We start from the raw sequence: 23,105 nt of genomic DNA, 5'->3' as shown, positions 1-23,105 counted from the left end.
GGCCATGACAGTTTGCGAAAAAATTGCCCGAACGCATGGCCCCTCGCCGTGCCACCGAGCAAACGGACCCCGTCACCATGAAGCACAAACACCTGTTACTGGCCGTCCTGGTGACGGCTGTGTGGGGGCTCAACTTCCCCATCACCAAGCTGGGTCTGGCCGAGATCAACCCGCTGTTGCTGACGGCCCTGCGTTTCACCCTGGCGGCGTTGCCCTGGGTGTTCCTGGTGAAACGACCCCAGGTTGCGCTGAAGTGGCTGGCCGCCTACGGCTTGATATTCGGGGTGGCGATGTGGGCCCTGATCAACCTCGGGATCGCCATGGGCGTGCCGCCCGGCAGTGCATCGCTGCTGATTCAGTTCAGCGCATTTTTCACGATGGGCTGGGGTGTGCTGCTGTTCCGCGAAAGCCTTTCCCTGCCGCAATTGATCAGCGTGCTGCTGGCGGCCATGGGCTTGCTGGGCATGCTGGTGGGCGTACAAGGGTCGGCCACGATGCTGGGGTTTGCCTTGGTGCTGTTCAGCGCGCTGGCCTGGAGCATCGGCAATATCATCATCAAGGTTTCCGGTGTGCGCGAGATCTTTGCCTTCGTGGTTTGGGCGAGCCTGTTTGCACCGCTGCCGCTGGTGCTGTTGACGGTGTGGCTGGACGGCCCGCAAGCCTTTATCGCGTTGCCGGCCCAGTTGAACGGTGTGGCGGTGTTCTCGCTGGCGTTCCAGGTGTATGGCGCGACGCACTTCTGTTACTGGGGCTGGAACTTGCTGCTGCGCGAGTACCCGGTGTCCCGGGTGGCGCCTCTGTCGCTGCTGATCCCGGTGTTCGGCATCGTCAGCTCGATGCTGATTCTGGGCGAGCGCCCCGGGGTTTCGCAGTGGCAGGCCATGGGCCTGATTCTGCTGGCCTTGTTCGTGGGCCTGAGAAAGGGGCGCCCGTTGTGGGTCAGGCAGGGCGGTCACGCTTGAGCAGGCCATACAGTGCGCTGTCCGAGACCTCATCGCCCACCACCCAGCGCTCGCGCAATAGGCCTTCGCGAACAAACCCCAGGCGCTCAAGCAGTTTTGCCGAGCCCAGGTTGCGCGGGTCGATGTCGGCTTCCAGGCGACGCAGCCCGGCAGTATTGAAGCCGTGGTCGATCACGGCGTGGGCGGCTTCGCTCATGTAGCCCTGGCCCCAGTGCTGGCGGTTCAGGGTGAAGCCGATTTCGGCGCGGCGGCATTGCTCGTCGACATTGAACAGGTCGCAGCTGCCGATCACCTCGCCGGTGGCCAGCAACTCCACCATGCACACCAGGTCTTCACCGGCAACCGACGCTTCCATCAGTTGGCCGAAGCGTTCGACGGCCTGCTCGGTACGGGTCATGGTGGGGAAGGAGAAGTAGCGCATGGCCTCGGGGTCGGACCAGATCGCGAACAGCGCGCGCCAATCATCCTGATGGGGAGGGCGCAGGCCCAGGCGCTCGGTGGTGAGGAGAACAGGGGCGAAAAAAGGCAGGGTCATAAGGTGCTCGTCCGTGAAAGTCACGGGCGCAATCCTGCCGGGATTGCGGGGGTTGTACAAGGGTCAGGAGGAGGCCGGGTCGTCCAGCGCCTGGGCCGGCAATGCGCCGGTGGTCTTGATGGTTTTGGTGACGATGTAGGTGAAGTAGCGCTCGATGGCCAGGTCTTCCATCAGTAGCTGGTCGATGAAGCGTTGGTACTGATCGATGTCGGCAGCGCGGATCATCGCGATGTAGTCCACGCCGCCGCCGGTGGCGTAGCAGAACTCCACTTCGGGGGCGTCGCTCATGCGTTGTTCGAAGCGGCGCATGTCCTGGGCGGTGTGCCGGGCGAGGGTGATTTCCACCAGCAGTTGCTGGCTCTTGAACACCTGGTTCCAGTCGATCACGGCGCGATAGCTTTTGACCAGGCCGGCGCTTTCCAGCTTGCGCACGCGCTCCCAGGCGGGCGTTACCGAGAGGTTGATGGCCTCGGCCAGGCTTGATTTGGTGATGCGCCCGTCCTCGGAGAGGATGCGCAGGATTTTCAGGTCGTAGCGGTCAAGCTTGTGCATTGCGAACAGACTCTGAAGCGGGCGGGTAAATATCAGGCCACTAAAGGGTGGGAGCTGTCGAGCTTTAGCGAGGCTGCGATGGCGTCGGGACGGCAAACATTGATGTTGCCTGACCCACCGCTATCGCAGCCTCGCTAAAGCTCGACAGCTCCCACAGGCTACCTCATCAGCCCAACACTTCGCCGGCCACCTGGTCGATCGCGCCCTTGGTGATGTCGACGATCAGGTCGGCCTCGGCCTTGGTCAGGATCAGCGGTGGTGCAAAGCCGAGGATGTCGCCATGGGGCATGGCCCGGGCGATCATGCCGCGTTCAAGGCAGGCGGCCGATACCCTGGGGCCCACTTTCAAGGCCGCATCGAACGGCGTGCGCTGCTCCCGGTCGGCCATGAACTCCACGGCGGCGAGCATGCCGTCACCGCGCACTTCGCCCACCAGCGGGTGGCCTTCGAGGGTTTCGCGCAGGCGACGGTTCAGGTAGCCGCCGACTTCATCCGCATTGGCGGTGAGGTTTTCCCGCTCCAGGATATCCAGGTTGGCCAATGCCGCGGCCGCGCAGATCGGGTGCCCGGAGTAGGTCCAGCCGTGGCCCATGGCGCCTTCATGAGTGGAGGCCTTTTCAATCACGTCCCACACCTTCTCACCGATGATCACCGCCGACAGCGGCGCATAGGCGCTGGTCAGGCCCTTGGCGGTAGTAATCAGGTCCGGGCGCATGCCGTAGCGCTGGCTGCCCATTTTCGAGCCCAGGCGGCCGAAGGCGCAGACCACTTCGTCGGCGATCAACAGCACGTCGTACTTGTTCAACACCGCCTGAATCGCTGCCCAGTAACCGGCCGGCGGCACCACGATGCCGCCGGTGCCCATCACCGGTTCGCCAATGAAGGCAGCGACGGTGTCGGGGCCTTCGGCGAGGATCATTTTTTCCAGCTCATCGGCGCAGTAACGCACGAACGCGGCCTCGTCCATACCCGCCGGCGCCTTGCGGTACCAGTGGGGGCAAACGGTGTGCTGGATGCCTTGTTCCGGCAGGTCGAAATGCTGGTGGAACGCCGCGAGACCCGTGAGGCTGCCGGTCATGATGCCCGAGCCGTGATAACCGCGATCACGGGAGATGATTTTCTTCTTCTGCGGGCGGCCCAGCACGTTGTTGTAGTAACGCACCAGCTTGATCTGGGTTTCGTTGGCGTCGGAGCCGGACAGGCCGTAGTAGACCTTTTTCATGCCCTCGGGCGCCCAGTCCATGATGCGGCTCGACAGCTCGATGATCGCCTCGGTCGAGTGGCCGACGTAGGTGTGGTAGTAGGCCAGTTCCTTGGCTTGCTTGTAGATGGCGTCGGCGACTTCGGTGCGGCCATAGCCGATGTTCACGCAGTACAGGCCGGCGAATGCATCGATGAATTCACGGCCCTCGTGGTCGCGGATGCGGATGCCCGAGGCGCTCTGGATGATGCGGCCCTTGAGTGCGCCGCTGGCGTGATCATGGGCGTGGGTGGACGGGTGCATGAAGTGCGCGCGGTCTTGTTCGAACAGGCTTTCGAGTGCTTGGCTCATGGTTGCTCTCCTTGGAATTGGCCTTGGTGGTGCAGGCAAAAGTATTTGGTTTCGACAAAGGCTTCGAAGCCCTCGGCGCCGCCTTCACGGCCCAGGCCCGAGGCTTTCATGCCGCCGAAGGGAATCGGATGACCGGTGAATTTCACCCCGTTGACCGCGATCATGGCGTGGTCGAGGCGGCGGATCAGCGGGTAGATCAGGTCCAGGCGGTTGGAACAAATGTAGGCGGCCAGGCCGTATTCGGTGTCGTTGGCCATCTCGATGGCGTGTTCAATCGAGTCGAACGGCATCACCCCGGCAATCGGCGCGAAGTTTTCTTCGCGGTAGATGCGCATCTGCGGGGTCACGTCGGCGAGCACCGTGGGCTGGTAAAACAGCCCGCCCAAGGCGTGGGCTTCGCCGCCTGCCAGGCGTTGCGCGCCCAGCTCCAGGGCGTCGGCCACGCGCTCGGCGGTGACGTCGAAGGCGGCCTGGTGCATCAGGGGGCCGATGTCGACGCGTTGCTCTTGGCCGTCGATCACGGCCGGGCCGACCCGCAACTCACGCACGGCGGCAGCAAAACGGCTGAGGAATTCGGGGTAGATCGAGCGATCGACCATGATCCGGTTGGCGGCGCAGCAATCCTGGCCGGAAGTCTGGAACTTGGCTTCGACCGCGACCTTCACCGCCTGCCCAAGGTCGGCGTCGGCGCACACAATGAACGGCGCATTGCCGCCCAGTTCCAGCGCGACCTTTTTCACCTCCCGGGCCGCTGCTTGCAGCACGAGCTTGCTGACCCGGGTCGAGCCGGTGAAGCTCACCGAGCGCACGCGGCTGTCCTGCACCAGGGTTTGCATGGCCATCTGCGGTTCGCCCAGCACCACGTTGAACACCCCCGGCGGGAAGCCGGCTTCCTCGGCCAGTTGCGCCAGGGCCAGGGCCGAGTAGGGGGTTTCATGGGCCGGCTTGACCACCACCGTGCAACCGGCGGCGAGGGCGGCGGCGGCCTTGCGGGTGATCATCGCCGAGGGGAAATTCCACGGCGTGAGCAGGGCGCAGACGCCCACGGGTTCCTTGACCGTGCCCAGGTGCGCGCCGGGTATATGGCTGGGAATGTTCTGGCCGTAGAGGCGCCGGGCTTCTTCGGCGAACCACGGGATGAAGCTTGCGGCATAGGCGATTTCGCCGCGGGCTTCGGCAAGCGGTTTGCCTTGCTCCTGGCTGAGGATGCGGGCGAGGTCCTCCTGGTGTTCGAGGATCAGTGCTGCCCAGCGCCGCAGGAGTGTGGCGCGGGTATCAAGGCTCTGTTCGCGCCACGCGGCAAACGCGCGGTGGGCGGCGTCGATGGCGGCGATGATCTGGGGTTTTTCCAGCATCGGCACATGGCCGATCAACTGTTGGTTCGCCGGGTTATGCACGGCCACGGTGCTGGCACTGGCGCTGTGGACCCAATGGCCGTCGACGTAGCACAGGGCCTTGAACAGCAGCGGGTGGTTGTAGGTCATGGGGTTCACTCCGGTTCGTCTGAGTGGGAGTAATGCTAGGGCAGGGGCGCAGTCGGGATTGGTGGTTTGGTGGGGGTGGGGCAGTGGGTTTTTTCTGATTGCTCCCGCCAAAACAGTTTTTTTTGCGGCGGGTGAAAATCAACTGTGGGAGCTGGCTCGCCTGCGATGGCGACGGTGAATTCAACATCGCTATCGCAGGCAAGCCAGCTCCCACATTGAATCGGTGTTACTTCGCGGTTTTTGCGGTGGCTACCCAGCCGTCAAACGTCGCCTGGTTGTCCTTCATCCAGTCCTCCGCCAGCTTGCGAATATTGCGTTCGCTGGAGCCGTCGGCGCTGATGGTTTTTTCCCAGTAACTCCAGGTGGCCTGGGAGAACGTCATCTGCTCCACCAGCTTCTTGATCGCCGGGTTCGCCGCGATGAATTGCTTGTTGCCGATCGCGTACCAGTTCCACGCCGCCATGGCCATGCGGCACGGATCAGCCCCGCCGGCACACCCGGCAACCCCGGGCGTGAGTGCCGACGTGGTGCTCGGCACATTCCCCGGCAATGCATCAAACGGCGTCGGCAGCCACACCACGTCCTTGCCCGGCACCATGGTGTTGGTCATCCACGACGGCGCCCACGCATAGAAAAACACCGGCTCGCCACGTTTCAGACGAGCGACGTTTTCGAACATCAGCGCTTCGTACTTGCCGCGCACCGGGTTCACCGTGTCCTTGAGGCCGAACTTGTCGAGCTGGTAATCCACCACGTCGCCACAGCCCCAACCCGGGTCACAGCTGATCAGGTTGGCCTTGCCGTCCTTGCCAAACAGCCCGGCGATTTTCGGGTCTTTCATTTGTTCCAGGCTGGTAATGCCATACGCGTCGGCGGTTTTCTTGTCGATCATGTAGCCGTTGTAGCCCGCGCCGGTAATGAAGCCTGCGCCCACCACCTCGGTGCGGTCCTTCACCTTGTCAAAGCTGGGTTGCAGCATCGGCAAGGTCACGTCCATCGACAAATCCAGGTCACCCTGGGCGGCGGCGGGGAAGAACAGCGTGGTGTTCACGGTGCTCAACTTGCTCGCGTAACCCAGGCGCTTGGTGGCCTCGATCGCGATTTTGGTCAGTACGTAGTTGCCGCCGGTGCTTTCCGATTGCACGAAGCGGATGGTCTTGCCGGTGCCTGGCAAATCCTCGGCCCACACCTGCGTACTTGCCAGGTACAACACTGCTGCAAATCCAAGCAAGGCTTTGAATGGATGCATCATGATTTCCTCTTTTTTTTCTCGTTATGGTCAGGGTTGGCAGTCAACAACGGGCATTCATGATTTCTTGTAGTTTTAAGCGTTTACCGGGTTGGGATTAAGCAGGCGCTTGAACAGCGACTTGCGCTTGCGCACGGTCGGTTGCGCCAGGTTCTGGGTGATTCGGTCGAGCATCATCGCCAGCAGCACGATGGCAATCCCGCCCACGGCCGCGCGGCCCACGTCCATCCGCCCCAGGCCTTGCAGCACTACCAGGCCCAGGCCTTCGGCGCCGATCATTGCCACCACCACCGACATCACCATGGCCGTGAGCACGGTCTGGTTGAGGCCGCCGAGGATGGTCGGGATCGCCAGGGGCAGTTGGATCTCCCACAGCAATTGGCGCTTGTCCGCACCAAAGGCGTGGCCGGCTTCCACCAGTTCGGTGTCGACCATGCGAATGCCCAGGTAGGTAAAGCGAATCAGCGGTGGGCAGGCGGAGATCACCACCGCCACTTCACCCGACACCGTGCCGACGCCAAACAGCATCACCACCGGCACCAGGTACACGAAGGTCGGCGTGGTTTGCATGATGTCGAGGATCGGCCGCATCACGCCCCACACCCGCTCGCTGCGGGCGCACCAGATGCCCACCGGAATGCCCACCACCATGCAGATCACGATCGCCGTGGTGATCAGCGACAAGGTGGTCATGGCCTCGTCCCACACCCCCAGCGCTGCGATCACCACCAGGGCCACGGCGCTGAACACCGCCACCCCCAGGCTCGCGGCGCGATAGGCGATCAGGAACATCAGCAGCACCATGATCGGGAACGGGATCGCATGGATCACCGTGTCACTCAGCCCCAGCAAATGCTCCACCGGCCAGCGGATCGCCTGGAACATCGGGCGCAGATGAATCCCCAGCCACTCCACGCCCTGGCTGATCCATTGGTCTACGGGTAAAACCGCGAGGTCTTCTGAACTAAGCATGCTGTGCAACCTCCGCAGCGGCAGGGCGCGGGGCCGGGACGCTGGCTATGCAATCAAGAATGTGCGCGCTGTTAAGGGTGCCGACGAACAGCCCGTCGCCGTCCACCACCGCCACCGGCAAACCCGGTTTGAGCAGGCGTGCGACTTCCACCAGTTTGGCGCTGGCCGGCACGCACACAAACTGGCTCGACAACCGTTGCAGCGCATCGGCACCGCCGCCCACCGCCAGCAGCGCCGCCGAGTCCAGCACGCCGACGGCCTTGCCACTGGTGTTGAGCACAAAGGCAGCCGCGCTGTCATTGCCCACCACCCGGGTGTCGCCCTGTACCAGCAGCGTGTGTGCCTGCTCCATGATCGAGCGCGCGTCGAACAACCGCGAACGGTCCACCTCCCGGGTGAACGCCGCGACGTAATCGCTGCCCGGGTCCATCACGATTTCCTGGGGCGTGCCCTCGCGCACCACTTGGCCGTCGGCCATGATCGCGATGCGCGTGCCCAGCTTCAGGGCTTCCTGGAAGTCGTGGGTGATGAACAGGATGGTTTTTTTCAGGGTGCGTTGCAGGCGCAGCAACTCGTCCTGCATCTCGGTGCGGATAAGCGGGTCGAGGGCGCTGAAGGCTTCGTCCATGATCAGCACGTCGGCGTCGGTGGCCAGTGCACGGGCCAGGCCGACGCGCTGGCGCATGCCGCCGGACAGTTCGTGGGGAGGGTGATCGGCCCACTTGGCCAGGCCCACGATGGCCAGCACTTCCAGGGCGCGTTTGCGCCGCTCGGCCGCCGAGACACCCCGCAGCTTGAGGCCGAACTCGGTGTTCTCGATCACGGTTTTATTCGGCAGCAGGGCAAAGTGCTGGAACACCATGGAGATGCGCGTGCGGCGCACTTCCCGCAGCTGGTGTTCGTCGAGGGTCACCAGGTCTTCGCCGTCCAGCAGGATCTTGCCCGCGGTCGGTTCGTTGAGGCGGTTGATGCAACGCGCCAGGGTGGATTTGCCCGAGCCCGAGAGGCCCATGATCATGTAGATCGCACCGCTTGGAATCGACAGCGATACGTTGTTGAGGCCGACCACGGTGGCGGTCTCGGCCAGGATCCGATCTTTGCTGGCCCCGGCGGTCAAGAGCTGCATGGCTCTGTCGGGCGTGGAGGAGAAGACCTTGTAGAGGTTCTCAATCTTTAGTCGTTCGCTCACCAATTGCCTCCAATTGTTGTTTTGCTATCTGCGGAAAACTTCATCAATAGAAATTTTTGGGCTACTGGCAGTTAAAAATCTTCGAGCTATGACGACGCAAGGTGCAGTCGCAAAAATTTCTTGTTGGGGTGCCTGGGCACTTACAGCATGAGCGGTGTGGCGAGTGCAAGGGTTGGGCGTCAACCGGTCGTGGTATCCGATGGAACCATGCTTTCCCGGGCGTTGCGGGCCACGCGAAACGCCTCGACACCCGCTGGCACACCGCAGTACACCGCGATCTGCACCAGGGCGGCACGCAGTTCGTCGTCCGTCAGGCCGTTGCGAATGGCGCCGCAAAAATGCGTGCCGAATTCGTCCATGCGCCCCAGTGCCGCGAGCATGCCGAGGTTGAGCAGGCTGCGTTGCTTGAGGTCCAGGCTGTCGTCGGTCCAGACCATGCCCCAGCAGTACTCGTTGAGCACCGCCTGGAAGGGCCGGGAAAAGTCGTCGGCGCGGCCCAGGGCCTGGTCGACGTAGCGATCGCCGAGGACCTGGCGGCGAACGCTTTCGCCTTGGGCCTGCAATGATTTATCCATGATGGGTCTCCGAATCGGTTAGAAAATCGCGTATCAGGGCGGCCACCCGTTGCGGCGCCTCGATCAGAATGCAATGGCGCAGCCCCGGCAGAATCTGCAATTGCGAGCCCTCGATGTGCGCATGCATGAACGCGGCCATGCGCGGATTGGAGCCGGCATCGTCGGCACCGGTGGCAATCAGGGTGGGGCAGTGGATCCGTGACAGTTGCTCGCCGAAATCCGACTCGGCGAGGATGCGATACGCCGCGGCATAACAGCCGGGGTCATTCTCGGCATTCAGTTGGCGCAGGCGGGTGACGGCCTCGGGATGGCGTGCCTGAAAGTCCTCGGTCAGCCAGCGCGACAACGACGCCTCGTAGTGGGCCACGGGCTCCCCTGCCTGCAAGGCGGCGAGCCGCGCCTGCACCCGCTCGCGCTCCTCGGCGTTACGCCCGGCCACGGTCGACAGCAGCACCAACCGGCGCACCCGCGCCGGGTGCGTCAGGGCCATGCGCTGGGCGATCAACCCGCCCAACGAGAACCCGGCCAGGTCGAACTGCTTGAAACCCACGTGATCCGCCAGGGCCAGCGCCTCACCCACCAAGTGATCAATCTCGTAACGCCCGGGTGTACGGGACGACTGGCCGTGGCCGCGCAGGTCGAAGGTCAGCACGGTGAATTGCTCCTGCAAGCCGGCCACCGTCTCGGCCCACGCCTCAAGGCTGGAGCCCACGCCATGGATGCACACCAGCGGGCGCGGCCCATGCCCGTCCAGGCGGTAGTTGAGCGTGACGTTGGCCACGCTGAAACGTTGTGCCTGGCTCATCACGCGCTGACCTTGTCGCGTTGTTTTGCGCGTTCGCGCTCGGCGAAGAACGGCATCACTTCATCGATGAACAGGCGCAGGGTCTGCTTCTGCAGTTCGAACGGCAGGTTGAAGGTCAGGCCCAGGCAATACTGGTCGACGCCGGCGGCTTCGTAGTCGAGCAGTTTTTCGATGATCTCCTCGGGGGTGCCGAACATCAGGTTGCGCCGCAGGTTTTCCGGGTTGTAGTTGTCTTTGCCGCGCACGCTTTCAAACGGCACCGGCTCGGGGAAACCGTTGTGCACGGTGCCGATGTTCTGCATCAGGTTTTCGAAGGCGCGGCCAAAGTCCATGCTGTGCTTGACCGGCAGTTCCCAGTCGTTGGCATTGGCGTACACGCAGGTGCGGCGCTGCATCATGAAGCGCGGGCGCGGCACGTGGGGGTTGTCGGCCACCGCCTTGTTGAACTTCTCGCCGAGCACCGCGATTTCGGCCGCCGGCAGCGAGAGCGGGGTGGACAGGATGTTCGCGCCGATGCTCACCGCCCAATCAAACGTGCCCGGGTCCCGTGCGGCCACCCAGATCGGTGGGTGGCCTTTTTGCAAGGGCTTGGGCACGGCGGCGGTCTGCGGGAATTTCCAGTAGTGGCCGTCGTGGGCGTAGTCACCGGTCCAGAGCTTTTGCACCGCCGGCACCAGTTCCTTCATGTAGCCCACGCCTTCCTGCTGTTGCAGGCCGGGGGTCATGCGGTCGAATTCGTACTGGTAGGAGCCCCGGGCAATCCCGAACTCCAGCCGGCCTTGGGTCAGGTGATCACACAGCGCGGCTTCGCCCGCCAGGCGGATCGGATGCCAGTAGGCCGCGGCGAGGGTCGCGGTCCCCAGGCGGATGCGCTCGGTGTGCTGGCCGAGCCAGGTCAGGGTCTGGAACGGGTTGGGCGCGATGGTGCATTCCAGGGTGTGGTGCTCGGAGGTCCACAGGGTTTCAAAGCCGCCGGCATCGGCGATCTTTGCCAGCTCCAGCAGGTTGGCCATGACGGTCTGCATCGGCACGTCCGGCGAGAAGCGTTCCATGCTCAGGGATACGGCGAATTTCATAAGGTGCTCCTTGAATAATCAGCGCAGGCGAATGACGAAGGGGTCCTGCATTTCGCCGGAGTAATCGATGACCACGTTCTTGGCCCGGGAAAACTCGCGCATCACGTCAAAGCCGCCGCGACGGCCATAACCGCTGTGTTTGAAACCGCCATTGGCGGACATGTAGGCCGAGCTGCGGTAGGTGTTGATCCACACCGTGCCGGCGTCGATGCGGTTGGCAAAACGCATTGCGCGGTCGATGTTCTGCGTCCAGATGCCGGAGGCCAGGCCGTAGTGGGTGTCGTTGGCCAGGCTGAGCATTTGCGCTTCGGTGGTGAAGGGCATCACGCCCACTACCGGGCCGAACAATTCGTCGCGCATGAACGGCATGTCGTTGCTGGCGTTGGCCATCACCGTGGGTTCGAAGTACCAGCCTTCGGACAGGTTCGCAGCGTTGGGGCGTTTGCCGCCGACGGCAATCTGCGCGCCTTGGTTGGCACCGCTGGCGATGTAGCCTTCGAGCTTTTGCAGTTGGGCTTGCAGGGCCAGCGGACCGATGTCGGTGTGTTCTTCCATCGGGTGGCCGACGGTGATCTGTTGAGTGCGGGCAACCAGGGCTTCGACGAATCTGTCGTAGATCGGCGCCTCGACAAAACAGCGCGAACCGGCCACGCAACTTTGCCCGGCGGCGGCGAATATCCCGGAGACCACGCCGTTCACGGCGGTGTCGATATCGACATCGGCAAACACCACGTGAGGGGATTTGCCGCCCAATTCCATCTGGCACGGCACCAGGTTGTTGGCGGCGTTGCCGGCGATGCGCCGACCGGTCTCGGTGCTGCCGGTGAACACGTATTTGGCGATGTCCGGGTGGCGGGTCAATGCATCGCCGGTGACGGCGCCGTTGCCGGTGACCACGTTGACCACGCCTGCCGGGAAGCCGGCTTCGATGATCAGCTCGGCCAGGGCCAGGGTGGAGGCGCTGGCGTGTTCCGACGGTTTGATCACCACGGTGTTGCCGATGGCCAGGCACGGCGCGAGGGTGCCGGTGAGCAGCATCAGCGGCGAGTTCCACGGGGTAATCATGCCGACGACGCCCAACGGCTCGCGGCTGCTGTAGTTGAGCTGGTTGAGCTTGTTGACCGGAATCACCTCGCCTTGCAGCTTGTCGGCCATGCCGGCGAAGTAGATGTAGGCATCGGGCAGGGCGCTCATCTGGGCGCGCATTTCCCGCAGCAGCTTGCCGTTGTCGCGGGTTTCCAGCAGGGCCAGTTCTTCGGCGTGCTCGGCCACCAGTTGGGCCAGGCGGTACAACAATTTGCCCCGCGCCGTGGGCGTCATGTTGCGCCAGTGCGGGTCGTTGAAGGTCTTGTGGGCCGAGGCGACCGCGCGGGCGACATCACCGGCATCGGCCTGAGCAAACTGGTACCAGGGCTGGCCGGTGGTGGGGTCGAAACTGTCGACGTAGGTTTCGCTGGCAGGCGCAACGAAGCGGCCGTCGATAAACAGGTTGAGGCGGTTGCCCTCAAGGGCGCTGACCGTGGTTTTCATGCAGGAGTCCTGTAGGTGCGTGTCAAAGGGGCGCGTTTTCGAGCATCGCGATGCGGCCGCTGGCGGCGGAGCCGGTGTAGATGCCGAACTGCTGGTTCTGGCGCTCGCGGGCATAACGGCGCACCACCGAGCGCAGTTCATTGACCGGCATCTGTTCGATGGGCAAGTCGTCCAGCGGGAAGAAACGCAGGGTGTCGGGCAGCTCGGCGTCGAACGGGCCGAGCTGGGCGCGGTAGATCAGGTAGCCGGGGTCGGTGTCGTCGACATCGAAGGCCGAGTACAGGAAGGTCGATTCCTGCTCCACCGGCAGCGCGCTGTGACCGGCGTCGATAAAGCCTTTGCGCTTGCCGGCCACCGGCAGCGTCCAGCCGCCTTGGCCATCGGCGCGGAACAGGATCCCGCCGCCGGCTTCGATCAGGTAGCCGATGATCATCTTGTGGGAGTCCAGCCAGCTGGCGGGCAGCGGGTCCTGGATGTTGGCGTAGCGGCCCCGGCAGAAACACAGCGGCAGCTTGGGGCTGGTGCCGAAGGCGCGCACCTGGCCGATCAGCACCAGGTGGTCGCCGGCTTCGATGCGCTGGTGCACGCTGCAGTCGAACCAGGTCAGGCTGTCGGTGAGGATCGGCGCGCCGGTGTGCACCGTGTCGTGGTTGACGGTGTGGAACTTGTCCGGCGACTTGGAGGCAAAGGTGCCGGAGACGTCGACCTGGCCTTCATGCAGCAGGTTCACGGCAAACTGTTCGGTGCCGGCAAACGCGGTGTAGCTGGCGGCGGACTTGCCCACGCACACCAGCAGCAGCGGCGGGTCGAGGGACACCGAAGTGAACGAATTGGCGGTCATGCCACGAGGGTTGCCGTCGGCGTCATGGGTGGTGATGACGGTGACGCCGGTGACGAAGGTGCCGAAGGCCTGGCGCAAGGCGCCCGGATCGACGGCTGCAACGTTGGCGCTGATCACGGTGCTCGGCATCGGGGTACTCCTTTGTTCTTGTGGTGTGAAGCAAGCCTACGAGGAAGGGAAACCGTGGGCTTGCGTCGAAAAATGGTAACGAAGGTGAAAGTTTTGCTTCGGTTCGCAGTGCTCCGGCATTTCTATGGCAAATACATCAACCCTGTGGCGAGGGAGCTTGCTCCCGCTGGGCTGCGAAGCAGCTCCACAAAGGCAACCGGGTTCTTTCAGGCGGACCATGGCGGGACTCATGGTGCCGCTCCGCGACCCAGCGGGAGCAAGCTCCCTCGCCACAATTGAGCGTAGTTTTTCAGTCAAACGTCAGTCCTTCGGCTGTTCCGCTTCCATCTCCGCCATGTCCTGGTAGCGGTCGGCAATCCGTGGGTGGGCACGGGAGCCATCACTGGCGCCGATGGCGATCAGCACTTCGTCGGGGCCCGGGGCATCGGCGACCTGGAAGTTGGCGGTGAGAAAGTGCGAGCGCTTGCCGGTTTCGCTCTTGTGCACCATCGGCAGCGAGAGCAGGGCGCCGGGGGCGTTGCGGGTGTTGGTGAAGCTCAGGTAGGCGGTGCCTTCCACGGCTTCGCGGAACAGGTTGCCGAAGCGCAGGGTGTGGATCAGGCCCGAGGCATGTTCGATTTCACCGTTGACCCCCACAGCGGCTGCCTTGCCGAAGGCTTCGACCTTGCCGCCGGGCATCAGGGCGATCAGGCGGCGGGTCATTTCATAACCCAAGCCCGGAGCCAGGCGCAGGATCTCGGGGCGCAGGTTTTCGACGAAGCCCTGGCCGGCCCAAGGGTTTTTCAACACGGCGGCGACCACGATCAGGGTGATGGGTTTGCCGGCGTCCTTGCCGCCTTCGATAAAGGTTTCTTCGATAAAGGTGCAGTACTTCCTGACGCCCAGATTTTCCAGATTCATGATGACTCGTCGCCCTTGTGGCTGTTGGTTGTGGCCTTAGGCTAGGAGCATCGGCCAACAGCGTCTTCCATGGTTTACGAGTGCAAATCCGCTGGACATTGCTCTGAACCGGCGCAAGTATCGGGCGGGCCTGGCAGGCAACGTGGCTGCCGTGACCTCCTTGTTCGGGTGAGTGCCTTGAATCGAGAAATGCAGATACTGTCGTTGCGCGATGTGGCCAGTCAGATCAACTCCGGCGGTGATCTGCAGTCGATGCTGCACCAGTTGGTGTACGCCAGTTGCCGCCACACCCACTGGACCATGAGCTCGATCATGGCCATCGACATGGACGCCGGCTTCGGCCACGTCATCGCCCGCCACGACCCGACCCTGGTGCAGCGCCCGCTGGTGGATTGCTGGGAGCTGTCGTCCAGCCCGGTGATGACCGCCCTGCAACGCAACGAGGCGGTGTTCATCCGCGACGTGCGCGAATGCGAGTACCCCGGCTACCGCCGTGAATCCCTGGAGCGTGATTACCGCACGGTGATGGTGATGCCGATGAACTGCACCGACTTCGACGGTCGGCCCATGGTGCTCAGCGTGATTTCCCGCACGCTGATGGACGTGTCGGAAGAAGACCGGGTGTTCCTTGGCATGATCATCCACCTGGGCGCCATTGCCGTGGAGCGCCAGCGCCAGCTGGAAGCCGAGCGTCGCGCCGCCGAGCGCCTGCAGCAGGCGTTGCATGTGCACACCACGATGCTGGAACACGTGTTGGGCGGCGGCTCGGTGACGTCGTTGTCGCTGATGGTGGGCGACCAGTTGCCCAACCCGGTGATCGCCGTGGACTTCACCGCCAACCAGGTGGTGGCGGGGCGCTCGCCGGATACCGCCTTGTTCGACGATAACGCCTGGCAGGCCGCGGTCGCCGGGGTGCTCAGCGTGCAGATCACCAAGGCGGCCCAGGAAAGCTTGCGCAGCGCCCTGCGCAACACGGTCAACCTGTTCCTTGACGATGGCCAGCGCCAGTTTACGTTGCGGGCGCAGATCGAACCGTTGATGGTCGACCACGAACTGGTGGGCGCGCTGGTGCTGTTCCCGGTGGCGGTGCCGGTCAACGAGCTGGATTTGCTGATGCTGGAAAGCGCCAAGTTCGCTTTGAGCGTGCAGATGATGCGCAGCTTTATCCGCTTTCGGTTTGAAACCCGCACCCAGACCGAGTTGCTGTTCGAAGTGCTCGAAGGCCGCTGGCGCGATGCCGATGACATCCAGCAACGCGCCCAACGCCTGGGCATCAGCTTCAGCACGCCGCAGCAGATGATCATCATCGACTACGGCGCCAAGGCCCGGGAGGCGAAGAACCTGCACCACAACGTTGCCCGCATCCTGCAACGGGCGGGGATGCAGGCCACGGTGATCATCGTCGACAACGGGCTGGTGTGCCTGGTGCCGGCGGAAGGCGAGCGCCTGAGCAAAATCAAACGCCAGATTGCGGACGACCTGGCGCACTACCTGGGCGCCGAGCCGATCCTGCTGGCCAGCGGCGTGTGCCGGGTGTTGGCGGATTATCCGGCTGCGTGGGAGCGCTGCCGGCGGCTGATCGAGATTGCCCGTTCGTTCGGCCGCAGCGGGCCGATCTCCGATCAGGATTTCGGGCCGATCCCGATCTTCGTCGCGGCCGTGGGCGGCGAGGATATTCGCACCTTCGTCAACGACAGCGTCGGCGCGATGCTCGCCCATGACCGCAAGCACCAGACGCCGTACCTGGAAACCCTGACAGCGTACCTGCGGGAAAGCTGCCGCAGCCAGGCCTGTGCGGACGCGATGGGGGTGCATGTGACGACGCTGCGCTACCGGCTGGCGCGGATCCAGGAGTTGTTCGGGATTGATGTGGAAACGCCGGAGCGGCGGTTTGCCACGGAGTTGGCGATTCATTTGCAGCGGGTGATTGATAGCTGACGGGTAGCATTGCTCCACTTAATAGGAAGCATTACTATTCACGTCCCGCCTTCCCAGTGCTCCCTTGATGATTCCTCAGCCGCCCCGCAGACCAGGCTTTTTCGAGCACTACGAAGAGTTGATCGGGACCTGGACGCGCCGCCTGAGAAACCGTCAGCAGGCCGAAGACCTGGCCCACGATACCTTTGTGCGGGTGCTTGAGTCGAGGTCCACCGAGGTTGAGCAACCTCGCGCCTATCTGCATCAAACGGCGCGCAATATCGCCGTTGACGCTTATCGCCGCGAGGACCGTCGGGAGGCGATGGCCCTGGAAGCCTTTGATCAGCGTTCGCCCCACAGTGGCGACCCGGAGCATTTCATGCACGCAATCCAGCTGGCGGACTCCATCGAGCGGGCGCTGGCCGAGCTGCCGCTCAATTGCCGCAAGATTTTCATCTGGCAGAAAATCGAGGGCCTGACCCAGCAGGAAATCGCCGAGCGCCTGGGCCTGTCTAAAAACATGGTGGAAAAGTATATGATCCGCACCCTGCGGCATCTACGTGACCGCCTGGATGCGATGGCACCATGACCAATGCCCGCTTTGAAACAGGATCTTCCATGATGGATACCCGTGAGTGTGCCTGCGGCAGTGCGACGGCCCGCGACGAGGCGGCGCAGTGGTTTGTGCGTGTGCAGGACAGCCAACTGAGCGTCGAAGAACGCGAGCGTTTTGATGCCTGGCGTGCGGAGCATGCCGAACACCAGTATGAATTTGATGTGCTGCAAGGCTTGTGGAGCGCCACCGACCTGTTGCCCAAGGCGCGCTTGCAGGCGTTGTGCGATGCCCCGCAACCCCGCGCGAAACGCCGGCCCGTGCTGCGTTATGCAGTGGCGGCCAGTGTGCTGGCGGTGGCCCTGGGCCTTGGGTTGTTCAGCGGCCTGGATCATCCGGCGACGTACAACGCCGAGTTCCGCACCGCATTGGGGGAGCGCCGGCAGGTGGCGTTGCCCGATGGTTCGCTGATGGATTTGAACAGCCGCAGTGTAGTGGCGGTGCACTATGTAAAAGGCCAGCGTGGCATCGAACTCAAGCAGGGTGAGGCGATGTTCAGCGTCGAGCACGACACCAGCCGGCCCTTTGTGGTGGAGGCCGGGGCAGGGCAGGTGACGGTCACCGGTACGCGTTTCGACGTGCGCCGCGATGACGACCAGACCCGCGTGGTGGTCGAGGCCGGCACGGTCAAGGTGCAAGGGCGCTCACCCGATGAAATCGTGATGCTCACGGCCGGTCGGGGCACCCATGTGGATGCCCAGGGTCAGGTGGCGACTGCCTACGCGGTCAACCCAGAAGAGCTGACGGCCTGGCGCACTGGCAAACTGGTGTTCAACAACGCCACCCTCGGTGAAGTGGCCCGGGAAGTCTCGCGTTACCGCGAGCAACCGTTGCGGGTCAGTGCGCCTGCGGTGAGCAACCTGCGGTTGACCAGCGTGTTCAAATCCACCGACACCGACGCCTTGCTCAAGGCCTTGCCGCACATTCTTCCGGTGGCCCTGCGCACCTTGCCTGACGGTAGCCAGGAAATAATTTCACGATAGATTCAGGTTTTTTCCGAGTTCTTCGTCTTCTTGTGCAACTGCAACTGGTTTGCATTAACAGCCGCACTCTCTTGCGATCACAGGACTCCGTTCGACGTGAAAAAACTCGCCGTGAAAAACAATAAATCATCCCGCTGGGCACCCCTTGCCCTCGCCCTGGCCGTCAGCGCCGCACTGCCGGCTGCCTATGCCGACGACGCGATTCATATCCAGGCCCAGTCCCTGGGCTCGGCCTTGAGCCAGTTGGGCCAGCAAACGTCCCTGCAAGTGTTTTTCAGCCCCGACATGGTGGCCGGCAAACAAGCCCCGGCCGTGGACGGCAACCTGTCGCCGGAGCAAGCCCTGCGCCAATTGCTGCAAGGCAGCGGCCTGGATTACCAGATCGATGCCGGCTCCGTGACCTTGCGCCCGCTCGCCAAGGGCACCGGTGAGGCGGGTTCGCCGCTGGAGCTGGGCGCCACCGACATCAAGGTGGTCGGCGACTGGCTGGGCGACGCGAATGCCGAAGTGGTGCAGAACCACCCGGGCGCGCGTACCGTTGTGCGCCGTGAGGCCATGGTGGAGCAGGGCGCGATGAACGTCGGTGACGTGCTGCGGCGCATTCCCGGTGTGCAGGTGCAGGAAGCCAACGGCACCGGCGGCAGCGATATTTCCCTTAACGTCGGCGTACGCGGGCTGACGTCGCGCCTGTCTCCGCGCTCCACTGTTTTGATCGATGGCGTACCGGCGGCATTTGCTCCGTACGGTCAGCCGCAGTTGTCGATGGCACCGATTTCCTCGGGCAACCTCGACAGCATCGACGTGGTTCGCGGCGCGGGTTCCGTGCGTTATGGGCCACAGAACGTCGGCGGCGTGATCAACTTCGTGACCCGTGCCATCCCGGAAAAGTTTTCCGGTGAAGTCGGCACCACGCTGGAAACCGCAGCGCACGGCGGCTGGAAACACATTGAAAACGCCTTCATCGGCGGCACTGCCGACAACGGTATCGGCGCTGCGTTGCTGTATTCCGGGACCAAGGGTGACGGCTACCGCGACCGCAACAACTCCAACGACATCGACGACGTGATCTTCAAGACCCACTGGGCGCCGACCGATCAAGACGATTTCTCGCTGAACTTCCACTACTACGACGCCAGCGCTGACATGCCCGGTGGCCTGACCCAGAAGCAGTACGACGCCAACCCGTATCAATCGGTGCGTGACTGGGACAACTTCAATGGCCGGCGCAAGGATATGTCGTTCAAGTACATCCGGCAGATCGACGACCGCACCCAGGCTGAAGTGCTGACCTACTACTCCGACAGTTTCCGCGGCAGCAACATCGCCAACCGCGACCTGAAGACCCTGGGTTCCTACCCGCGCACCTACTACACCTTCGGCATCGAGCCGCGGGTGTCCCATGTGTTTGACGTGGGGCCGAGCACCCAGGAAGTCAGCGTCGGGTATCGTTACCTCAAGGAAGGCATGCACGAGCAGGCCACCAGCCTGGCGCTGGTCAACAACGTGCCGACGCCTGTGGGCCAGAGTGACGGCCACGTTTACCAGGACCGTACCGGTGGCACCGAGGCCAACTCGTTCTATATCGATAACAAGATTGATATCGGCAAATGGACCGTCACCCCGGGCATTCGCTTTGAGCAGATCCGCACCGAATGGCACGACCGCCCGGTGGTGGGCCTGAACGGCGCGATGGTTCAGGAGAAGCGCCGCGAGATCCACAACAACGAACCGCTGCCGGCCCTGAGCGTGATGTACCACGTCTCCGATGCCTGGAAACTGTTCGCCAACTACGAAACGTCCTTCGGCAGCCTGCAGTACTTCCAGCTGGGCCAGGGCGGTAACGGCGACCAGACCGCGAACGGCCTGAACCCGGAAAAAGCCAAGACCTACGAGATCGGTACCCGCTACAACGACAACGTCTGGGGCGGCGAAGTGACGTTGTTCTACATCGACTTCTCGGACGAGCTGCAATACGTCAGCAACGATGTGGGCTGGACCAACCTCGGCGCCACCAAGCACGAAGGTATCGAAGCCTCGGCCCACTACGACCTGTCGAACCTGGACCCGCGCCTCGACGGCCTGACCGCCAACGCCGGCTTTACTTACACCAAGGCTACCTCCGAAGGCGACGTTGCCTTCAAGGGCCGCGACTTGCCGCTGTACTCCCGTGAAGTGGCCACCGTTGGGCTGCGCTACGACGTCAACCACTGGACCCACAACCTGGACGTCTACGCGCAGTCCGGCCAGCGTGCGCCGGGCACCGGTACCACCTATATCACCCAGCCGACTGCCGACGGCCAGTACGGGGATATTCCCGGCTATGTTTCGGTCAACGTGCGCAGCGGTTATGACTTCGGTGCGCAGCTGTCGAACCTGAAGCTGGGCGTTGGGGTCAAGAACGTATTCAACCAGGAGCATTACACCCGCTCCAGCGACAACAACTCGGGGATTTACCTGGGCGAACCGCGCACATTCTTTGTGCAGGCCAGCGTAGGGTTCTGATCCCTGGTATCGGTAGTTCTTTGTGGCGAGGGGACACGCTTCCTCGCCACAGCCTTTCTTCCTACTCTTTTGCGAACGATTTTCTGCGTCCGCAGGAACTGAATCCGACAGGTCTGCCACACAAGGAGGTGCCCACTTTCCATGGGATACCTTGCATCGTCGAGGTGCCTTTGATCCGAGAGTGAATCGTGTCAATACGCCGAACCGGAGATGCTTATGTCGGTACCCTCACTCAATCAATCCCCTTCCACTTCCTCCAATACACCCGAGCAGTCCAAGGCCGATACCGTCACGTTAACGCTGACACGCTCACCTTCCGGCCAAGAGTCGGTCGCCGTCAGTTTCGGCACCCCGGATAATAAAGCCGGCCCGATGTTCGCCGGCCCGCAGGTGCAGAGCACTGTGGATCCCCGTGGCTTTGCCCCCGGTTCATTCCCTGCGTCAAATCCCAACAGCTTCCTGGGTGGGCTGATTGGACAGTTGCAGGGGCTTCTGAATAGCCTGACGTCGATGTTCAACCCCTTCCGTCCCGGCCCCGGTTATGGCCGTCCTGACCCTTTCAATCCACACCGGCCAGATCCCGCGTGTTGCCGTCCGACCCCCGGCAAGCCCGAGCCTGGCTTCGGTCGCCCGGACCCCCACTATTCGAGGCGCAGCAACGATCAACTGGGGGAGTTGCTCAAGGACAACTTCAACGCGTTCAGGGCGCCGGGCAAGTCCTACGTCACTCGGGAAAGCCTGGAGAGTGTGGCGGGCAAACGGTTGACCGGTAACGAGGCCAGTGACCAGAACATCCTTTTGGCCCGGGAACTGCTGCGCCGTCCCGAGGTGATGCAGGCTTTTGATCGACGTGGCGGGACCGGCAATCTGGATGGTCGAATCACCCGGCAAGACCTCGACGCCGTGCTCAATTCCGACAACCCGTTGAAGTACCAGAGCGACAAACAGATCGCCGAGCAGATGTTGAAGGACTTCAATGCCCTGAAGGGCGGTTTCTGGAGCAGCTCCATCAGTATCAAAGACCTGCAACGCATGGCCGCATCGCCTTTGACCGGGAACCCAAGGCAGGACTCGCTCATCCAGTTGGCCCGGGAAGTTACCCAACGCTCCAGCCTGTTGAAGCAAATGGACAATATCGGCAGCCGGGATAACGACGGCAAGATCGTCAAGGACGCCCTGCGCTGGTTGTCGCGCTAAACCCGTTGAACCCGATCACGCCGCGAACCCTTCGTGGCGCGATTTCCCGCGTTGATCATTCCACTGTGTTTAAACTCCCCGCCAGGGCTCAGACATGAATTCAACGTCGTTTGGATCGCGCAATCCCGGCTCCCGGCCAGCCTGTAATCCGCCGGCGGGCACAGCGGCCTTGCCGCCGGGCAACACACATGAAGAGGGTGCCGAAGCCCGGCGCGTGAAGAACTTCACGGGGCAGCGCAAGTTTCAGGCCCCGGCTGCTGACGACTTCATCAAAGGCATGTTGCCCCAGGGGCAGTTGCCTTCCACCCAAGCGTCTGTGCCAAGCCCGTTGTGCTCAGTGCTGGGGGCTATGGTCGGCGCGATCAAACGCCTTTGGCAGGCGGCGAAACCGGGGGCGCCGCAGGCACGAAAAGCTGACTGAGTTTTCGGTTTTTACATGTTGTCATTGGAACACTTCGCGACTGCGGAACCATCGCCGCCCGCGCACCACAGATCTTTGGCTTGTTGGTCGCGCGCGCGATACGGCTGTCACCGGGTGTGATGAAGCGGCAAGCGTGGATCTAAAATTGGTGGAGATAAAACATGAGAATTGATGGCGGGTCAGGCTACCTGCAGCCCGGCGGTACAGGCCGGTTTGACGCAACACCGGATGAGGCATTGCGCACTGTCCAGGCCGCTTCAAGTGAAGCCACGGGTGGTGGCCGACAAGCCAGCCACTCACCCGGCGCCACGTCTGTTCGTTCTTCCGGTTACCGGCCACCGTTGCGGTCGGCCAGGCCCTATGAAGTCGTGCCGCATCATCGAACGCTGCAGAACGGTGTTGCCCCGCGCGCCGGCCAGCCCAATCCCAACCTTCACCTGCCGGACAGCGAGTTGGTGAAAGCGTTGAAAATCAGTTTTGCCACGCTGAAAGAACTCCATGAAACGTGACGGACTGAGGCTGTCTTCGCTGCAGCGAATCGCCGCCAAAAGAGTCGGCGACAATCAGAAGTTCGACCGTGCGATTTTGTTGGCCAAGGCGCTTGTCCAGCGCCCGCGCCTGATCGATGCGATCACCGATCAGGATGGCTACATCACCACGCAAAGCCTGGCGCAGGCCGAGAGTGTGGTGTTCGGCAACAGCGATCCGAGTGCCTTCAGCCCGGACCCTTTCCACGCCAAGAGCAACGCTGAACTCGTGCGGGTGTTCAAGGCGATGTTTACCGAGTTGCGTGACAGGTCCCGGGACCGCAAGGGGTTCTTTGAACACATCGGCTACGTCAACATTGAGTTGCTGGTTGCCATGAGCAAGGACCCGGACGAGCTCGATGGTCACGGTGAACCGGTCCTGGACCCCGCCACAGGGCTGGCGCGGAAGAAATACGATGAACAGCAGGTGTATATGGCGAAGAATATTGTCGACCGCCCCGGGTTGCTCCAGTCACTGGAAAGCGCCCATGGCGGTGGCCTGCGGATGTTTGGCAGTCATCATCAGGCGGGCTGGCTCAGCAACAAAACCCTTGATCGCTGGCTTGAGCACCACAAAAACCGATAAGCCCCGGG

General features: G+C 62.9%; 22 protein-coding genes. 9 read left to right on the top strand and 13 right to left on the bottom strand.

Features of this window, described 5'->3' with window-relative positions; translation table 11 throughout:
* The first annotated feature begins 77 nt into the window (after positions 1-77).
* The gene (locus tag HKK54_RS32030; protein WP_169389066.1) at positions 78-962 is read left to right on the top strand and encodes an EamA family transporter; all 885 of its coding nucleotides are present in this window, start codon (positions 78-80) and stop codon (positions 960-962) included.
* Here the strand turns inward: HKK54_RS32030 and HKK54_RS32025 are convergent.
* The 13 genes from HKK54_RS32025 to HKK54_RS31965 form a co-directional block, all read right to left on the bottom strand.
* Entirely contained in the window at positions 940-1,497 is a 558-nt protein-coding gene (locus tag HKK54_RS32025) for a GNAT family N-acetyltransferase (RefSeq protein ID WP_169389065.1), read from the bottom strand. The two genes, HKK54_RS32030 and HKK54_RS32025, sit on opposite strands and share 23 nt — an antisense overlap.
* A 63-nt stretch (positions 1,498-1,560) precedes the next feature.
* Positions 1,561-2,049, bottom strand: a complete 489-nt coding sequence (locus tag HKK54_RS32020) for an Lrp/AsnC family transcriptional regulator (RefSeq protein ID WP_169389064.1) — start codon at positions 2,047-2,049, stop codon at positions 1,561-1,563.
* Positions 2,050-2,215: 166 nt separating this feature from the next.
* A complete protein-coding gene (locus tag HKK54_RS32015) occupies positions 2,216-3,601 on the bottom strand; it encodes an aspartate aminotransferase family protein (RefSeq protein WP_169389063.1) in 1,386 nt (461 codons plus the stop codon).
* Positions 3,598-5,085: an NAD-dependent succinate-semialdehyde dehydrogenase gene (locus HKK54_RS32010; RefSeq protein WP_169389062.1), complete on the bottom strand. Its 1,488-nt coding sequence runs from the start codon at positions 5,083-5,085 to the stop codon at positions 3,598-3,600. Before HKK54_RS32010 ends, HKK54_RS32015 begins: the two co-directional genes overlap by 4 nt.
* A 226-nt stretch (positions 5,086-5,311) precedes the next feature.
* Positions 5,312-6,337 (bottom strand): glycine betaine/L-proline ABC transporter substrate-binding protein ProX, encoded by a 1,026-nt coding sequence (gene proX, locus HKK54_RS32005; protein WP_010172868.1) that lies wholly within the window; start codon positions 6,335-6,337, stop codon positions 5,312-5,314.
* Positions 6,338-6,409: 72 nt separating this feature from the next.
* The gene (locus HKK54_RS32000) at positions 6,410-7,306 is read right to left on the bottom strand and encodes an ABC transporter permease (RefSeq protein ID WP_169389061.1); all 897 of its coding nucleotides are present in this window, start codon (positions 7,304-7,306) and stop codon (positions 6,410-6,412) included.
* On the bottom strand, positions 7,299-8,495 hold the full coding sequence (locus HKK54_RS31995; protein ID WP_029615997.1) for a quaternary amine ABC transporter ATP-binding protein: 1,197 nt from the start codon (positions 8,493-8,495) through the stop codon (positions 7,299-7,301). The genes HKK54_RS32000 and HKK54_RS31995 overlap by 8 nt, the downstream gene beginning before the upstream one ends.
* Before the next feature lie 179 nt (positions 8,496-8,674).
* Positions 8,675-9,070 (bottom strand): carboxymuconolactone decarboxylase family protein, encoded by a 396-nt coding sequence (locus HKK54_RS31990; RefSeq protein WP_169389060.1) that lies wholly within the window; start codon positions 9,068-9,070, stop codon positions 8,675-8,677.
* Positions 9,063-9,875, bottom strand: a complete 813-nt coding sequence (locus tag HKK54_RS31985; RefSeq protein ID WP_169389059.1) for an alpha/beta fold hydrolase — start codon at positions 9,873-9,875, stop codon at positions 9,063-9,065. The genes HKK54_RS31990 and HKK54_RS31985 overlap by 8 nt, the downstream gene beginning before the upstream one ends.
* Positions 9,875-10,951, bottom strand: a complete 1,077-nt coding sequence (locus tag HKK54_RS31980; RefSeq protein ID WP_169389058.1) for an LLM class flavin-dependent oxidoreductase — start codon at positions 10,949-10,951, stop codon at positions 9,875-9,877. Before HKK54_RS31980 ends, HKK54_RS31985 begins: the two co-directional genes overlap by 1 nt.
* An 18-nt stretch (positions 10,952-10,969) precedes the next feature.
* Positions 10,970-12,481 carry an aldehyde dehydrogenase gene (locus tag HKK54_RS31975; RefSeq protein ID WP_169389057.1) on the bottom strand — a complete coding sequence of 504 codons (1,512 nt, stop codon included), beginning with the start codon at positions 12,479-12,481 and terminating at the stop codon, positions 10,970-10,972.
* A 22-nt stretch (positions 12,482-12,503) separates the two neighbouring features.
* Positions 12,504-13,451 (bottom strand): flavin reductase family protein, encoded by a 948-nt coding sequence (locus tag HKK54_RS31970; RefSeq protein WP_169389056.1) that lies wholly within the window; start codon positions 13,449-13,451, stop codon positions 12,504-12,506.
* Between the two features lie 300 nt (positions 13,452-13,751).
* Positions 13,752-14,351 carry an amino acid synthesis family protein gene (locus HKK54_RS31965; RefSeq protein WP_010172856.1) on the bottom strand — a complete coding sequence of 200 codons (600 nt, stop codon included), beginning with the start codon at positions 14,349-14,351 and terminating at the stop codon, positions 13,752-13,754.
* A 189-nt stretch (positions 14,352-14,540) separates the two neighbouring features.
* On the opposite strand from HKK54_RS31965, the gene HKK54_RS31960 reads away from it, so the two are divergent.
* The 8 genes from HKK54_RS31960 to HKK54_RS31925 all read left to right on the top strand — a co-directional run bounded on the left by HKK54_RS31960 (position 14,541) and on the right by HKK54_RS31925 (position 23,097).
* Entirely contained in the window at positions 14,541-16,289 is a 1,749-nt protein-coding gene (locus HKK54_RS31960) for a helix-turn-helix domain-containing protein (RefSeq protein ID WP_010172854.1), read from the top strand.
* A gap of 67 nt (positions 16,290-16,356) precedes the next feature.
* Positions 16,357-16,857, top strand: a complete 501-nt coding sequence (locus HKK54_RS31955; protein WP_010172852.1) for a sigma-70 family RNA polymerase sigma factor — start codon at positions 16,357-16,359, stop codon at positions 16,855-16,857.
* A gap of 32 nt (positions 16,858-16,889) precedes the next feature.
* The gene (locus HKK54_RS31950; RefSeq protein WP_169389407.1) at positions 16,890-17,864 is read left to right on the top strand and encodes a FecR family protein; all 975 of its coding nucleotides are present in this window, start codon (positions 16,890-16,892) and stop codon (positions 17,862-17,864) included.
* 96 nt (positions 17,865-17,960) lie between these two features.
* Complete coding sequence (locus HKK54_RS31945) at positions 17,961-20,366, top strand: TonB-dependent siderophore receptor (protein WP_169389055.1); 2,406 nt, start codon at positions 17,961-17,963, stop codon at positions 20,364-20,366.
* A 216-nt stretch (positions 20,367-20,582) separates the two neighbouring features.
* A complete protein-coding gene (locus HKK54_RS33765) occupies positions 20,583-21,563 on the top strand; it encodes a type III secretion protein (RefSeq protein WP_237151035.1) in 981 nt (326 codons plus the stop codon).
* A gap of 94 nt (positions 21,564-21,657) precedes the next feature.
* Positions 21,658-21,984, top strand: coding sequence for a hypothetical protein (locus HKK54_RS33760; RefSeq protein ID WP_237151034.1), 327 nt, complete (start codon positions 21,658-21,660; stop codon positions 21,982-21,984).
* A gap of 161 nt (positions 21,985-22,145) precedes the next feature.
* Entirely contained in the window at positions 22,146-22,493 is a 348-nt protein-coding gene (locus HKK54_RS31930) for a hypothetical protein (protein ID WP_169389054.1), read from the top strand.
* A complete protein-coding gene (locus HKK54_RS31925) occupies positions 22,483-23,097 on the top strand; it encodes a type III secretion effector protein (RefSeq protein WP_169389053.1) in 615 nt (204 codons plus the stop codon). The genes HKK54_RS31930 and HKK54_RS31925 overlap by 11 nt, the downstream gene beginning before the upstream one ends.
* Positions 23,098-23,105 lie beyond the last annotated feature (8 nt).

Source organism: Pseudomonas sp. ADAK13, from assembly GCF_012935715.1.
Classification (GTDB): domain Bacteria; phylum Pseudomonadota; class Gammaproteobacteria; order Pseudomonadales; family Pseudomonadaceae; genus Aquipseudomonas.
The sequence above is the reverse complement of the archived record's forward strand: the minus strand, read 5'-3'. Positions and strand labels throughout refer to the sequence as shown.